Raw genomic sequence first — 13,406 nt, forward strand, 5'->3', positions numbered from 1 at the left:
TGTGTTGTCAGTCTCCGCGCAGCAGTGCCGCAACACCGGTGCGGGCCACTTCGACCAGTCCCAAAGGTCGCATCAGATCGGCAAAAGCGTCAATCTTATCGGGCGCGCCGGTGATTTCAAAGATGAATGAATTCAACGTGCTGTCGACCACATTGGCGCGGAAAATATCGGCAAGACGCAATGCCTCGACCCGCTTGTCGCCTTCACCGACCACCTTGATGATCGCAAGCTCGCGCTCGACCGAGGGGCCTTCGACGGTCAGGTCATGCACTTCATGCACCGGAACAATTCGGCCCAGCTGCGCCTTGATCTGCTCGATCACCTGTGGGGTTCCGGTGGTGACGATGGTGATGCGGCTGAGATGGCCGGTATGGTCCACCTCGGCCACGGTCAGGCTTTCGATGTTGTAACCACGACCCGAGAACAGGCCGATCACACGGGCCAGTACGCCCGGTTCGTTTTCGACCAGCACGGCAATCGTGTGGCGTTCCTGAACGTCCGAAAAGGTGGGCCGTAGGTTATAGGCGGAATGGCGGGTTGAGCCTTTTTTGATATGTAGGGCAGACATTTATGTCCCTTTCATCATCCTGCGAATGTCGGACACAGAAGCGCCCGACAAAATTCGACGAATTTTGTTAAACCAGAACCGAACCTTTGGAATCGATCACGCCCTGCGTTTCGGCCTCGCCCAGCAGCATCTCGTTATGGGCTTTGCCCGACGGGATCATGGGAAAGCAGTTCTCGTGCTTTTCGACCAGACAGTCGAAGATCACCGGACCGTCGTAATTGATCATTTCCATAATCGCATCATCCAGATCGGCAGGATCGGAACACAGGATGCCCTTGGCGCCAAACGCTTCGGCCAGCTTGACGAAATCGGGCAGGGCCTCGGACCACGAATGCGAGTACCGCTCACCGTGCAGCAGCTCTTGCCACTGGCGAACCATACCCAGACGTTCGTTGTTCAGGATGAACTGTTTGACCGGCAGGCGGTATTGCACCGCGGTGCCCATTTCCTGCATGTTCATCAGCCAAGACGCTTCGCCGGCCACGTTGATCACCAACGCATCCGGGTGGGCCATCTGCACGCCAATCGACGCCGGGGTCCCGTAGCCCATAGTGCCAAGACCACCCGAGGTCATCCAGCGGTTGGGATCCTCAAAACCAAGGTATTGCGCGGCCCACATCTGATGCTGGCCGACCTCGGTCGTGATGTAGCGATCGTGGTTTTTGGTCAATTCTTCAAGACGTTGCAGCGCGTGTTGCGGTTTGATCGTTTTCTCGCTGTTGGTGTAGGCGAGACAGTTGATCTTGCGCCATTCGCTGATCTGGTTCTGCCACTGCTTCACGTTTGCGGCGTCAGTCTTGCGTCCGCGTGCTTTCCAGACCTTAAGGACATCCTCAAGCACGTGGGCGACATCGCCCACAATCGGGATATCAACGCGGATCACCTTGTTGATTGAAGACGGGTCGATGTCGATATGCGCTTTCTTCGAGTTCGGTGAGAACGCATCAATCCGCCCGGTGATCCGGTCGTCAAACCGCGCGCCGATATTGATCATCAGGTCGCAGTCGTGCATCGCAAGGTTGGCCTCATAAAGACCGTGCATACCCAGCATACCTAACCAATTCTCACCCGAGGCCGGATAAGCACCCAGACCCATCAAGGTCGAAGTGATCGGAAAGCCGGTCGCGTCGACGAGTTCTCGCAACAACTGGCTGGCTGCGGGGCCAGAATTGATTACCCCGCCGCCGGTGTAGAAGACGGGTTTCTTGGCGCTTTCCATGGCGGCGACCAGTTCGGTGATCTCTTCCAGATCGCCCTTTACCACAGGTTGGTAATGTGAGGTCGACGGCTTCGGTCCGATGTATTCGCCCGAGGCGAACTGTACGTCCTTGGGGATGTCGATCAGCACCGGACCGGGGCGGCCGGAGGTGGCGACATGGAACGCCTCGTGCATCGTCTCAGCCAGCGAATCCGTGTCCTTCACCAGCCAGTTGTGCTTGGTGCACGGGCGGGTGATGCCAACGGTGTCGGCCTCTTGGAACGCATCGGAACCGATCATGAAGGTCGGCACCTGTCCGGTCAAAACAACAATCGGGATCGAATCCATCAGCGCATCAGTCAAGCCGGTCACGGCGTTCGTGGCACCGGGGCCGGACGTTACCAATGCAACCCCGGGCTTGCCGGTCGAGCGCGCGTAGCCTTCGGCCGCGTGCACCGCGCCCTGTTCATGCCGCACCAGAATGTGGCGAATATCGTTTTGCAGAAAGATCTCATCGTAAATGGGTAGCACGGCGCCGCCGGGGTATCCGAATACCGTGTCCACGCCCTGATCCTTGAGGGCCTGAACCACCATCTTTGCGCCGGTCATCTCACGTGTCATCTGCTTTGCTCCGTTCGCGACATGTGTCTTGCGTTTTGCCAAAAAAAAGCCCCCGAGAGTGTCGGAGGCGCATGGGTTGGATTATGGTTAACCGTCACTGGCCCATGCGCGTGGTTCCTACGATTACGACTAGCGTTCTCATCGCCAGAGGCTCCTTTTCTGCGTGCAGGGACATTATGGGCGGGTGCAGGGGGCGTCAACAGGCAAATGCGCAAATTTTCTATCTTGCGGGCTGTTATTTGCGACATTTTGTTGCGCTGCGGTGCGTCCGACGGGAATTTTCGGGAAATTGATGGTCCAACTTGTCCGTGAATCGCTGGGAACCGAGTGTCAGAAAGCGTCAAGCGGATGTCCAAAACAGGCATGAACCGGAATGTTGCTTGCTTCACCCTGATCCAGAAGCGTGAGTTCCAGAGGTATTGGATGCTGCAAGATTTGGTGGATTTGGGGCGCTATCCGATCGATTGCCCGGGGTCGCGGGCTTATGACCGAATGATTGAGGACCTGCGGCGCGAACTGGAGCAGGATGGCTGTGCGGTGCTGCCGGGCTTTGTTCACGATGAGGGATTGACCCGCCTGCTGGCCGAGGCGGACAGGGTTGCGCCCAAGGCCCACAGGTCGTTCAACCGTACCAATGTGTATTTCACTCAGGACGATCCCAGATTTGGCATCGGGCATCCATTGCGCCGTTTCTATGACCGTTCGAATGCGTTTGTGCCGGCTGACAATTTCCCGCAAGACAGCCCGCTGAGGCGGATTTATGAATTCGAAGGGTTCATGCCATTTATCCGCGCGGCGTTGAATGAACGCGAAGATCGCTTTTTTCGGTATGACGATCCGCTGGCCGACGTAATAATCAACGTCGTCGAAGAAGGGCAGGGGTTTCCCTGGCATTTTGATACCAACAACTACACAGTGACACTCGCGATCCAGAATGGGGAAGACGGCGGCGCGTTTGAATATGCGCCAAACCTGCGCAGCGCCGAGGATGAGAACTTCCCAGCCGTCACTGCGGTGCTGGACGGCAATATGGGACGCGTTAGGAAGCTTGAGTTGCAGCCCGGCGACCTGCAAATTTTCCGAGGCAGATACTCCCTGCATCGGGTCGCGCCAGTAAGCGGACAGCGCAAACGTTATGTCGGCATCTTCTCGTTTGTTGAATCGCAGGGCATGTGCGGAGGGGTCGAACGGACGCGGCAACTCTATGGTCGCGTTCTGCCGCACCATTATGAGAAGGAAGGCAATAGATCGGATCGGTTGCTGGACTGAACTGTGGTAAACTCTGAGTGACGTCCTAGGAGGATCCCGTGCCAAAGCTCGTGCAACTTACGCCGTTTGTCCTGTGTTCTTCGCTAGAGCGCCAGATTGAGTTCTACAGTTCGAGGCTTGGGTTTACCTGCACGTTCAAGCAGGAAAACTATGCCTTCCTCAGGCGTGACCCGGTGGCCATTCGTTTGCTCGAATGTCCTCCACGCGAAGATGGAAAGCCACTTGGAGACGATCAGTCATTCTATATCGATGTCGAGGATATCGATGCGCTTTTTGAAAGTATGCGCGCCGGGTTGGCGGACTTGCCCGAGGGTCGCGTCCGCGCACCGTTCAACCAACCATATGAACAACGTGAGTTCCACGTTTTGGACGAAGATGGCACGCTGATCTTCTTTGGAGAAGACATTCGGCAGCGGCCCTGAAACGAAATGCTCCCGCCCATCGTCAATGCGCCTGCGGCGCACCTCCTCTGGTTGGGCCCGGCAGCGCGTGCCGCGCTGCGCTCAGAATCCGTGGCTGGTGCCCTGCAGAACGCCGTGTTCAAGTGCATAGCGGGTCAGCCCGGCAGTGGAAGAAATGCCAAGCTTGCGTTTGATGTTCTTGCGATGGGTTTCAACTGTGCGGACTGAGATATCCAGGGCAAGCGCAACCTCTTTGTTCGATTTGCCCTGCGCCAGTTCCAAAAGGATCGTCTGCTCGCGCCCGGTCAGCGCTTCGCGGCTGCCATCGCGTTTGGGCTCCAACGACCCGCTGGCGCCGGTGCACAGGTATTGCTCGCCACGCATCACGGCGTCGATGGCCTGCTTGATCTCTTCGGTTGGCACATCCTTGAGGACATAACCGCGCGCGCCGTGGCTGAGAGCGGTCGAGATATACTCGGGACTGTCATGCATCGACAGGATCAGAACCCGAGTGTCTGGCGCGCGTTCCAGGATCAACTCGGTTGCGCTGAGCCCGTTCAGGCCAGGCATGTTGAGGTCCATCAGAACGACTTCGGGTTTCAACTCGTTCGCGCGGTCAACGGCGTCCTGCCCATTGGACAGGGTGCCAACCACTTCGATCTCGTCATAGCTTTCAAGAATGGATTGAATACCTTCGGCCACCATGGGGTGGTCATCGACGATGAGGACACGAACCGGCTCTGACATCAGGAACCTGCCTTTCGGGTTTGAGTTGCCTCGTCTTGCGGAGACAGTAAATGGCTGAGAGGCAGCGTGACTTCGATCACGGTACCACTGCGGGGGCCGCGTGATGACAGGATGCGCAATGTTCCGTCCAGCTGGTCAATACGCTCCTGAATGTTGCGCAAACCGATCCCAGTGCTGACCTTGCCGGGTTCACTGCGCAAGCCACGACCATTGTCAGTGATGCGCATGGTTGCCCCTTTCTTGTGGCCGCGCAGATCGATCGTCACATGGGTCGCGCCCGAGTGGCGTTCGATGTTGGTCAGCGCCTCTTGCGCGATACGGTAGAGGGCGATTTTGCTATCTTGATCCAACCGGTTACGGAAAACAACCGTCGAAAAGTCGGTCTCGATCCCCGTGCGTTCTCGGAAATCATCCGTCAATGCTTTGAGGGCAGGGCCAAGGCCCAGATCATCCAGAACGCCGGGCCGAAGATCCCGGCTGATGCGGCGAACCTCGGTGATTGCCGTGCCCAGATTGTCGATGCCTTTTTCCAAAGGTCCCTGCGCGCCGTCATCATCTCCACGCGTTAGACGACGGCGCGCGTTGTCCAGCGCATAGCGGACTCCGACCAGAATTTGGCTGATGCCGTCATGCAACTCCCGCGCGACCCGCCCGCGTTCTTCTTCCTGCGCATCGAACACGCGCTGCGTCAGCTCCTTGAGCTTAGCATCTGCCAAACGACGCTCGCGAATGTTCAGCAGCATGCCCGAGAAGAATACCAGCATGAGCGCGGCAAGGGTAATCCCACCTATGTAGTAGAAAGTGCGGCGCACGCGTGCTTCGACCTCGGCCTGCGCGGCGGCAATCGAGGCGACAACGTCGTCGATAAACACGCCTGTGCCGACGGCCCATCGCCAACTGGGGAAACTGGTGACATATGTGATCATCTGGGCCTCTTCCCCGGTCGAAGGTTTGGGCCAGAGGTATGTGTGATACCCGGCGCCCTGACGGGCAATTCGGATCAGTTCATCGACGACCGGTGTGCCCTCGCTGTCGGTCAGGCCGCTCCAGTTCTTGTTGATGAACTCGGTCTGGCGCGGGCTGACCAGATTGTTGCCGTCATAATCGTAGACAAAAAAGAACCCGTCATCGCCATAGATCATCGCGGACAAAATCTGTGCCACCTGATCCTTTGAAGCCTGATCATCGGGTTGGGCCGAGCCGTAAACGAAGTAGAACCCGTTGCGGGCTTGGGTCACATAATTCCGCAGTTCGGCCTTTTTGGCCTCGATCAGTTGCGTTTCAAGTTGGGCAATCTCACGTTCGGCCAATTTGCGCGACTGATGAGCAACGAGGATCGCAATGGCTGCCACAGCCAGGATCAGCGGCAACGTCGCCAAGAGCGACAGTTTTTGCGCATAGTTCGGCCGAAAGGCGTTCCAAATCTTCCCCATATGTCTGCGATAGGCGTATTTCGCAAAAAAAGTAAAGCCGGACCAACGAAGTGCCGTCTGCGGAATTACGGCTTTTTCAAGCTCATTCGTACAAAAATAAAATTTGTTTTCAGGGGTTTGCCCTGAAATTGTGCGCCTTCTACGTAGTAGTAGGTATTTTAATCAGCGACTGCATGGATATGATCGCGCCACCGACAACGATCAGCCGCCTTTGGGGCGGTAAAAGACTTTGGGAGGAACCACTTCATGGATCGTCGTTCATTTCTAAGAACAACAGCACTCGGCAGCGGTGCAGCCGCCGCAACGGCGCTGGCCGCGCCGGCATACGCACAGGGCAAACGGACCCTGACCATGGTAACATCCTGGCCACGCGGCTTTGCCGTTCTGGATGACGCAGCAAGCTATATGGAGCAGATGGTCGGCGAGATGTCCGACGGCAATCTGACCATCGAAAAGAAAGCACCCGGCGAGCTGGTGGGCGCGCTGGAAGTATTCGACGCCGTGTCGTCGGGCCAGGCTGACATGTATCACTCGGCTGACTATTACTTCATCGGTCAGCACCCGGGCTACGCCTATTTCACCGCCGTTCCCTTTGGCGGCACCGCGCAGGAACTGACTAACTGGTACTACCATGGCGGCGGCGAAGAGATGCACGACGAGCTGGGCCAGATCTTCAACCTCAAAGGCCTGCTGGCCGGTAACTCGGGCTCGCAGTCCGGTGGCTGGTTCCGGAACGAAATCAACTCGGCCGCTGACTTCAACGGTCTGAAGTTCCGCATGCCCGGTCTGGGCGGCAAGGTTCTGGGTAAACTGGGCGCATCCGTTCAGAACATCCCCGGTGGCGAACTGTATCAAGCGCTGTCTTCGGGCGCGCTGGACGGTCTGGAGTGGGTTGGCCCGATGGCTGACGAACGCGCCGGCTTCCAGGAAGTCGCCAAGGTCTACTATACCGCTGGCTTCCACGAGCCGGGCTCGGGTCTGGCCGCATCGGTCAACCTGGACGTCTGGAATGACCTGACGCCGCAGCAGCAGGCAATCCTGCGCAATGCGTCGATGGCCGTGACCCACTACCAGTTGGCCGAAACTCTGGCCAATAACGGTGCAGCACTGGCGCGTCTGCAGTCGCAAGGCGTTAAAACGCTGCAATTCTCGGACGATGTCTGGGATGCATTCGGCAAGGCTTCGGCAGAAGTGATGGACGAAAACATGAGCGACGAATTGTTCGCTCAGATCCGTGGTTCGTTCGAAGAGTCGCTGGCAACGTCGGCATCCTGGATCAACAAATCGGACGGCTACTACGTCACGCAGCGCGTTCGCGTTCTGGGCGGCTAATTCAGCGCCGGAAAGATCAGAGGCCCCATCCTGTGTGGGGCCTCGTTTCATAACAATGCCGCTGAATCCCGCTGCGTCTGCTAAGATGTGGACCATCGGTATTCACGCGAGTGAGGGACACAATGGAAGACGGAAGCTCGGTTGGTTTGACCGACGCTCTTGCCGCTATTGGCGGCGGGATTGTCTGGACTCTGCAAAATCTGGCGCAAGCCTTTTACAATATCGGTTATGCGGTAACCCATCCGGGCCTTTGGTTGGACTGGTCCGACAAAGAAGCTGTGATGCGCTTTGTCTACTATGGCGGATCGGTTGAATTCTTCTTTGCGGTCTTTGCCGTCTTCTTGGTCATTACGATCATCGGCATGATCCGGCGCCCATTCATGTGGGGATGTGTCCGTGTGCTGGAAGGCTTTGCCAACACAACGGGTCGGTTCTTTGCCTGGGCCGGTCTTCTGATGGTGCTGCAACAGATCATCATCGTGATCATGCAGCGCATCTTTACGCGTCCCGACATCGTTTTGGCCTTTGGCATTCCCTTGCAGTACGACATCAGCTGGTATGCTGAAATGTTGAAATTTTACAACGCGTTGGTCGTATCTCTTTGCGTCGGATATACCTTCGTTCAGGGCGGGCATGTGCGTGTTGACCTGTTTTATGCACCGGCGCGGTTCCGCACCAAAAAGGTGATCGACATGCTGGGGTCGGTCTTCTTCATGATGCCGTTCGCGGTGCTTGTCTGGATGTATGGCTGGTACTTCATGTGGCGGCATCTGATCGTGCCAAAACCCTCAGCCAGTGACACGCTGGACCGCCTGATCCTCAAGGCCCGTGCGATGCGTTGGAACGTCGAGACGATCGGGTTCAGCCCCAACGGATTCACCGCTTACTTCTTGTTCAAGATCATGCTTGTTGCCTTTGCCGGGCTGGTCTTCCTACAGGCGGTTGCCTTCCTCTACCGGTCTTATCTGGAATACGTAGAGGGGCAGGGCAGTGCTGGAAAATACCTCGACAAGGACAGCCTTGGCGAGGGTGAAGAAGCCTACGAAGGCGCGCATTAGGGACGGAGAACCAGACAATGCTATTCGGACTTGATGGCGTCGAGATAGGCCTCATTATCGTATTTTTCTGCCTTTTCGGAGGCATTCTGTCGGGCTTTCCGGTGGCCTTCGCCATCGGCGGCGCAGGGATCATCTCATTCGGGATCATCGCGGCACTGGACAGTGCCGGTCTGCTGATCCACCAGGCCATCGATACAGGCTCTCAAGCCTATCGTGATCTGGTGAATTCAGGGGTGAAACCTGACACAGTGTCCCTGTTCCGATACCCGGATTTGCCCAGGATTGCCGAACCTGTCTTTGCCTCTGGCTGGGAAACCGCGCTGGATCGCAACGTCTCCTTTATCGTGAACCGCATGAACGAGCGTGTTCTGGCGGGGCAATCGATTGAGACCCTGCTGGCGGTGTTGATGTTCGTTCTGATGGGCATCACGCTGGAGCGTTCAAAAATCGCCAACGACCTGCTGACCACGATGGCGCGTGTCTTTGGCCCGCTACCGGGCGGTTTGGCCGTGTCGATTGTTGTGGTGGGCGCTTTCCTTGCTGCTTCGACGGGGATCGTGGGCGCGACCGTGGTAACCATGGGCTTGCTGGCGCTGCCGACCATGCTGCGGAACAATTATTCGCCTGAACTCGCAACCGGTGTCATCGCGGCCTCGGGCACGTTGGGGCAGATCATTCCGCCCTCCATCGTGATCGTTCTGTTGGGGACGCTTGCGGGTGACCTTTATTCGACGGCCCAGGAAACCCGCGCGGTTGAGGCCGGATGTACCGACGCGTTGACCTATCTGGGCGAACCTGCCGTTGTTTCTGTGGGTACACTGTTCCAAGCGGCGCTGTTGCCGGGGATCATGTTGGCGCTGCTTTATGCGCTCTATGCTTTTGGCTATGCCTTGATGAACCCGGACAAAGCGCCGGCCGTTGAATTGGCAGGCGGCACAGGTGAGCCGATTACTCGGTCGGAAGGCCTGATCTGGTTCTTGGGTGCGCCAATTGCTCTGATCGCAGGTGTCCTTCTGTTGGGCAGTGCCGGTGTGATCGGCAGCCAGAACATCACGGTTTCGGCGTTCTCGGATATCGGTGAAGGCGCGTCTCTGCGTACCAATGTCTCGGCTGAGTGCCAGGCTTCGATGATCGAACTGCATGGTCAGTCCGCCTGGGACCAGGCCGTCGCCGAGCAAGAAGCGCTGGATGCCGCCGGTGGAACGACCGAAGCGCAACGTCTGACCGAAGAAGAACTGGTTGCCGCACAGGAGGCCAAGATTGCGGCCACGGCACCCATCGGCAATGGAGTGGCGGTGATCGTGGTGCTGTTGGCGCTGACGCTCATTCTTGGTCGCGGTATTGCGCCGTCGAAGTCGACACAACCGCTGATCCTCGGGGCAATCGGTCTTTTGCTGCTGCTGCTGGTGGACGTTCTTTTGGTGGCTCCGACGTCATCGTCCGGAACGACCTTCCTTCTGATGGCTCTGCCGTTCGCACTGGCGATATACGGTTGCAAGGAGGCCGCGATCCGGTGTGCCGCGAATGATCTGATCCGGGTGGTCTTTCCGCCGTTGGTTTTGATCATCGCTGTGCTGGGCTCGATTCTGGGCGGTATCACAAACCCGACCCCGGCGGCGGCGCTAGGCGCTGGCGGTGCGATCATGCTGGCGGCCTATCGCAAGCTGCAGGATCAGGGCAATTCGGGTATGGTGATTATCTGGTCAACCTTTGCCATCATCATCTGCCTGCTGCTGGGTGTGAACTTTGATCTGCGGATCAATCAGGGCGATGTGTCCGTCGAAAGCTGGATCGCGTTCTTCTTTGCCTATGCCGCATACCTCTATGCGCTGTTTGGCCTTCTCTTCGGGTGCTGGGTGCTGTTCGCCAGCGGTGTTCTGACCCCTGTAGTGCGCGAGACGGCCAAGGTGACCTCGATGGTGTTTACCATCCTCATCGGCTCTCAGCTGTTGAACCTGGTGGTTATCTCGTTCGGTGGAGAGCACTACATTCAGCAGTTCCTCAAGAGCTTTGACAACGAATTCACGGTCTTCCTGATTGTTATGCTCGTGCTGTTTGTTCTTGGGTTCGTTCTGGACTTCCTTGAGATCATCTACATCGTGATCCCGATTGTGGGACCTGTGATCTACGGTGGGTCGTTTGATCCGAAATGGGTCACGATCATGGTTGCGGTGAACCTGCAAACCTCGTTCCTGACGCCGCCATTTGGTTTTGCGCTGTTCTACCTGAGGGGCGTCGCGCCGAAAGAGGTCACGACCGGGCATATCTATCGCGGGATCATTCCTTTCGTGATCATTCAGGTCGTCGGGATTGCCATTCTTTGGTCCTTCCCGTCCATCGTGACCATCGTTCCGGATCTGATTCCCAACTGATGGGTTTCGACACAATCAAATTGCAAAGGGGGCCAAATGGCCCCCTTTTCTTTGTTTTAGGAAAGGGGCCAGCCCCTTCTTGGCCTTTGGCCAATTCAACCCCGGGATATTTTTTAGCCAGATGAAGAGGCGGATCAGGTGAATTGGATCAGGTCCCAGCGATTGCCGAATGGGTCACGCCAGACTGCGACGGTGCCGTAGGGCTCGTGTCTTGGGGATTCTTCGAAGTGAACACCTGCGGCCATCATGGCTTGGTAATCGCGTTCGAAATTGTCGGTTTCCAGGAAGAAACCGACCCGTCCCCCTGTCTGTCGGCCGATAGCTGCGGTTTGGGCCGGGCCGTCGGCTTTCGCCAGCAACAGCGACCCGCTATGCGAACCCTTAGGTGTAACGCGGACCCAGCGCTTACCTTCGCCCAGGTCAATGTCCTGCGTCAGGTCGAAATGGAGAGTTTGGGTATAGAACGCGATCGCGTCGTCATAATCCGGCACCACAAGAGTGACCGCGTGCAGGATTTGACGCATCAGGGATTAGCCTTTGGTAGGATGCCGGTCGGGCAATTGGATATTGGCCACTTGTTCCGCGATCGGCGGTGACGACAAAGGGTGTTGCGTAGTGTCCTGGAATTTCTCGGGCTTAGCGATGCTCTGCCATTGACCCTGGATATAGGCCTGCAGCCCAGAGAACTTGGCCTTGTATCCCATTTTGGGACTGCCCGGCACCCAGTACCCCAGATAAACATAGGGCAGGCCCGCCTCGCGCGCGATTTCGATATGGTCGAGGATCATGTAGGTGCCCGGAGAGCTTTGTTGGAAATCTGGGTCGTAGAATGAATAAACCATGCTAAGCCCGTCGTCCAAAACGTCGGTCAGGCTTACGGCAACCAATTCATCGGTCTGGGGATCAGCATATTCCACCACGCGGCTGCGGATCGGGGTTTCCTCGATCATCGCGGCAAATTCGAAGACGTCCATATCAGCCATGCCGCCATCCGCATGTCGCGCGTCCAGATAGCGGCGGAACAGATCGAATTGTTCATCCGTGGCCCAAGGCGAGGTCGCCCGACGTTTCAGATAGGCGTTGCGTCTGACCGCGCGCTTTTGGCTTTTGGTGGGACGAAAGACCGACACGTCGATCCGGGCCGACAGGCACGCCGCGCAATCGGTGCAGGAGGGGCGGTAAAGCACGTTCTGAGATCGACGAAACCCTTGCTGTGACAGGCAATCGTTCAGTTGGTCTGCCCCGTCACCCTGTAGCGCGGTGAACAGCTTGCGCTCCATCCTGCCCTCAAGATAAGGGCAAGGCTGGGGGGCCGTCACATAGAATTGTGGCGCTATTGGCAGCGTGTGTCGCATGAAGGTTCCGCGTTTTTCCGAACCGGATGATAGCAACCGATCCGTGAACCGCCAAGCCCTTCACGCAGGTGATTTTCAGGCCCGCTGGTTGATCATTACGGTGCCCAAAAACGTGTCGGTCAGGCCCTGGCACCCGGCGCTGGTCAGCATCATGACGACCGAGATCAATTGCAGAATCGGAAACGCCATGCTGACGAAATACCCCGCCGTGTGCGCGACCGCCTTGCCGGTGTCCATCCGCTCGCCAAAGGCGTCGCGCAGTTCGATCCCCATGAAACGCATTCCCAGTGTTGCGGACCCGTTCGAGATGGTGACGACGCGATAGACAAAGCTGATCACAGCATAGATCAGGGCCAGAAAGAACAGGCCCAACCCGGCGGTGAACAGAATCGCGACGGTGCAAAGAAGCGAGATGAAGGCGATGTCGAACAACCAAGCGACAAAACGTTTGGTCGCAACGGACTGATAGAATTCAGGCTGGCTGTCGGGGTCGGGCAAGTATGTCATGGGTGTGGGTCCGGTCGTGTCATGCAGGCACCCTGTCCCGATTGTCGGAACAGGGCAATCATTTATCAGGCAGGTTCGCCGTTTTCCGCGTCTGGGTGGTTTTCGCGGGCGCGTTCGTCCATGAACTGATCGAACTCGGCCTTGTCTTTGGCGTCACGCAGGCGGCGCAGGAAGTTTTCGAATTCCTTCTGTTCGCGCTCCAACCGGGCCAGCGTATCGGCTTTGTATGCGTCAAACGCGCTGTTGCCAGACGGTTTCATCGCGCTCATGTGGCTGTGCCAGGATTTGCGGCGGCTGCAGGATTTGCTGAACATGCGTTTGCTCCAGATCATGTAGGCCAGAAGGGCCAGGCCAACCGGCCAGAAAAAGATGAAACCCAAAACCATGGCGGCGATCCAGGCCCCTTTGCCTTTGTCGTCCAGCCAGGATTCGGCGCGATATAGCCACCCCGGATTTTCAGGGGCGGCAGGTTCGGACAGTGCGGTCATTGCGGTTCTCCGGGTTGATGTAAATTGTTTTCACATTACCTAGATGGGGAGGGTCCG

The 13,406-nt window shown here is 57.3% G+C and carries 13 protein-coding genes; 5 read left to right on the plus strand and 8 right to left on the minus strand.

The genetic code is table 11. The features are described 5' to 3' along the window. Positions 1 to 7 precede the first annotated feature (7 nt). Positions 8 to 568, minus strand: a complete 561-nt coding sequence (ilvN, locus tag ACR0CR_RS07600; RefSeq protein ID WP_480597978.1) for an acetolactate synthase small subunit — start codon at positions 566 to 568, stop codon at positions 8 to 10. 67 nt (positions 569 to 635) lie between these two features. After that, on the minus strand, positions 636 to 2,387 hold the full coding sequence (locus ACR0CR_RS07605) for an acetolactate synthase 3 large subunit (protein ID WP_480597979.1): 1,752 nt from the start codon (positions 2,385 to 2,387) through the stop codon (positions 636 to 638). 423 nt (positions 2,388 to 2,810) lie between these two features. Between ACR0CR_RS07605 and ACR0CR_RS07610 the strand changes: the two genes are divergently transcribed. Both ACR0CR_RS07610 and ACR0CR_RS07615 read left to right on the plus strand, forming a co-directional pair. Then, positions 2,811 to 3,656 carry a HalD/BesD family halogenase gene (locus ACR0CR_RS07610; protein ID WP_480598243.1) on the plus strand — a complete coding sequence of 282 codons (846 nt, stop codon included), beginning with the start codon at positions 2,811 to 2,813 and terminating at the stop codon, positions 3,654 to 3,656. A gap of 38 nt (positions 3,657 to 3,694) precedes the next feature. Next, positions 3,695 to 4,078 carry a bleomycin resistance protein gene (locus ACR0CR_RS07615; protein ID WP_480597980.1) on the plus strand — a complete coding sequence of 128 codons (384 nt, stop codon included), beginning with the start codon at positions 3,695 to 3,697 and terminating at the stop codon, positions 4,076 to 4,078. Between the two features lie 81 nt (positions 4,079 to 4,159). On the opposite strand, the gene ACR0CR_RS07620 is transcribed toward ACR0CR_RS07615, so the two are convergent. Further along, positions 4,160 to 4,804, minus strand: coding sequence for a response regulator transcription factor (locus ACR0CR_RS07620; protein WP_480597981.1), 645 nt, complete (start codon positions 4,802 to 4,804; stop codon positions 4,160 to 4,162). Further along, positions 4,804 to 6,237: a cache domain-containing protein gene (locus ACR0CR_RS07625; RefSeq protein ID WP_480597982.1), complete on the minus strand. Its 1,434-nt coding sequence runs from the start codon at positions 6,235 to 6,237 to the stop codon at positions 4,804 to 4,806. The genes ACR0CR_RS07620 and ACR0CR_RS07625 overlap by 1 nt, the downstream gene beginning before the upstream one ends. A gap of 246 nt (positions 6,238 to 6,483) precedes the next feature. Here ACR0CR_RS07625 and ACR0CR_RS07630 point away from each other — a divergent pair, with 246 nt between their 5' ends. The 3 genes from ACR0CR_RS07630 to ACR0CR_RS07640 all read left to right on the plus strand — a co-directional run bounded on the left by ACR0CR_RS07630 (position 6,484) and on the right by ACR0CR_RS07640 (position 10,999). Beyond that, positions 6,484 to 7,569 carry a TRAP transporter substrate-binding protein gene (locus ACR0CR_RS07630; protein WP_480597983.1) on the plus strand — a complete coding sequence of 362 codons (1,086 nt, stop codon included), beginning with the start codon at positions 6,484 to 6,486 and terminating at the stop codon, positions 7,567 to 7,569. A gap of 122 nt (positions 7,570 to 7,691) precedes the next feature. After that, positions 7,692 to 8,627: a TRAP transporter small permease subunit gene (locus tag ACR0CR_RS07635; protein ID WP_480597984.1), complete on the plus strand. Its 936-nt coding sequence runs from the start codon at positions 7,692 to 7,694 to the stop codon at positions 8,625 to 8,627. A gap of 17 nt (positions 8,628 to 8,644) precedes the next feature. After that, positions 8,645 to 10,999 (plus strand): TRAP transporter large permease, encoded by a 2,355-nt coding sequence (locus tag ACR0CR_RS07640; protein WP_480597985.1) that lies wholly within the window; start codon positions 8,645 to 8,647, stop codon positions 10,997 to 10,999. Between the two features lie 134 nt (positions 11,000 to 11,133). Here the strand turns inward: ACR0CR_RS07640 and ACR0CR_RS07645 are convergent, their stop codons facing one another. The 4 genes from ACR0CR_RS07645 to ACR0CR_RS07660 form a co-directional block, all read right to left on the minus strand. Continuing rightward, positions 11,134 to 11,523, minus strand: coding sequence for a VOC family protein (locus ACR0CR_RS07645; RefSeq protein WP_480597986.1), 390 nt, complete (start codon positions 11,521 to 11,523; stop codon positions 11,134 to 11,136). A 6-nt stretch (positions 11,524 to 11,529) separates the two neighbouring features. Then, positions 11,530 to 12,354, minus strand: coding sequence for an arginyltransferase (locus tag ACR0CR_RS07650; protein ID WP_480597987.1), 825 nt, complete (start codon positions 12,352 to 12,354; stop codon positions 11,530 to 11,532). 75 nt (positions 12,355 to 12,429) lie between these two features. Continuing rightward, positions 12,430 to 12,861, minus strand: a complete 432-nt coding sequence (locus ACR0CR_RS07655; protein ID WP_480597989.1) for an RDD family protein — start codon at positions 12,859 to 12,861, stop codon at positions 12,430 to 12,432. 65 nt (positions 12,862 to 12,926) lie between these two features. Then, positions 12,927 to 13,349, minus strand: a complete 423-nt coding sequence (locus ACR0CR_RS07660; RefSeq protein ID WP_480597990.1) for a DUF2852 domain-containing protein — start codon at positions 13,347 to 13,349, stop codon at positions 12,927 to 12,929. Positions 13,350 to 13,406: the final 57 nt, after the last annotated feature.

The organism is Ruegeria sp. AM2 (assembly GCF_056540685.1).

Bases quoted from the DNA above. Each gene is read 5' to 3' on its own strand.
- ilvN (WP_480597978.1), bottom strand. From the start codon at position 568: ATGTCTGCCCTACATATCAAAAAAGGCTCAACCCGCCATTCCGCCTAT.
- ACR0CR_RS07605 (WP_480597979.1), bottom strand. From the start codon at position 2,387: ATGACACGTGAGATGACCGGCGCAAAGATGGTGGTTCAGGCCCTCAAG.
- ACR0CR_RS07610 (WP_480598243.1), top strand. From the start codon at position 2,811: ATGCTGCAAGATTTGGTGGATTTGGGGCGCTATCCGATCGATTGCCCG.
- ACR0CR_RS07620 (WP_480597981.1), bottom strand. From the start codon at position 4,804: ATGTCAGAGCCGGTTCGTGTCCTCATCGTCGATGACCACCCCATGGTG.
- ACR0CR_RS07625 (WP_480597982.1), bottom strand. From the start codon at position 6,237: ATGGGGAAGATTTGGAACGCCTTTCGGCCGAACTATGCGCAAAAACTG.
- ACR0CR_RS07630 (WP_480597983.1), top strand. From the start codon at position 6,484: ATGGATCGTCGTTCATTTCTAAGAACAACAGCACTCGGCAGCGGTGCA.
- ACR0CR_RS07635 (WP_480597984.1), top strand. From the start codon at position 7,692: ATGGAAGACGGAAGCTCGGTTGGTTTGACCGACGCTCTTGCCGCTATT.
- ACR0CR_RS07640 (WP_480597985.1), top strand. From the start codon at position 8,645: ATGCTATTCGGACTTGATGGCGTCGAGATAGGCCTCATTATCGTATTT.
- ACR0CR_RS07645 (WP_480597986.1), bottom strand. From the start codon at position 11,523: ATGCGTCAAATCCTGCACGCGGTCACTCTTGTGGTGCCGGATTATGAC.
- ACR0CR_RS07650 (WP_480597987.1), bottom strand. From the start codon at position 12,354: ATGCGACACACGCTGCCAATAGCGCCACAATTCTATGTGACGGCCCCC.
- ACR0CR_RS07655 (WP_480597989.1), bottom strand. From the start codon at position 12,861: ATGACATACTTGCCCGACCCCGACAGCCAGCCTGAATTCTATCAGTCC.
- ACR0CR_RS07660 (WP_480597990.1), bottom strand. From the start codon at position 13,349: ATGACCGCACTGTCCGAACCTGCCGCCCCTGAAAATCCGGGGTGGCTA.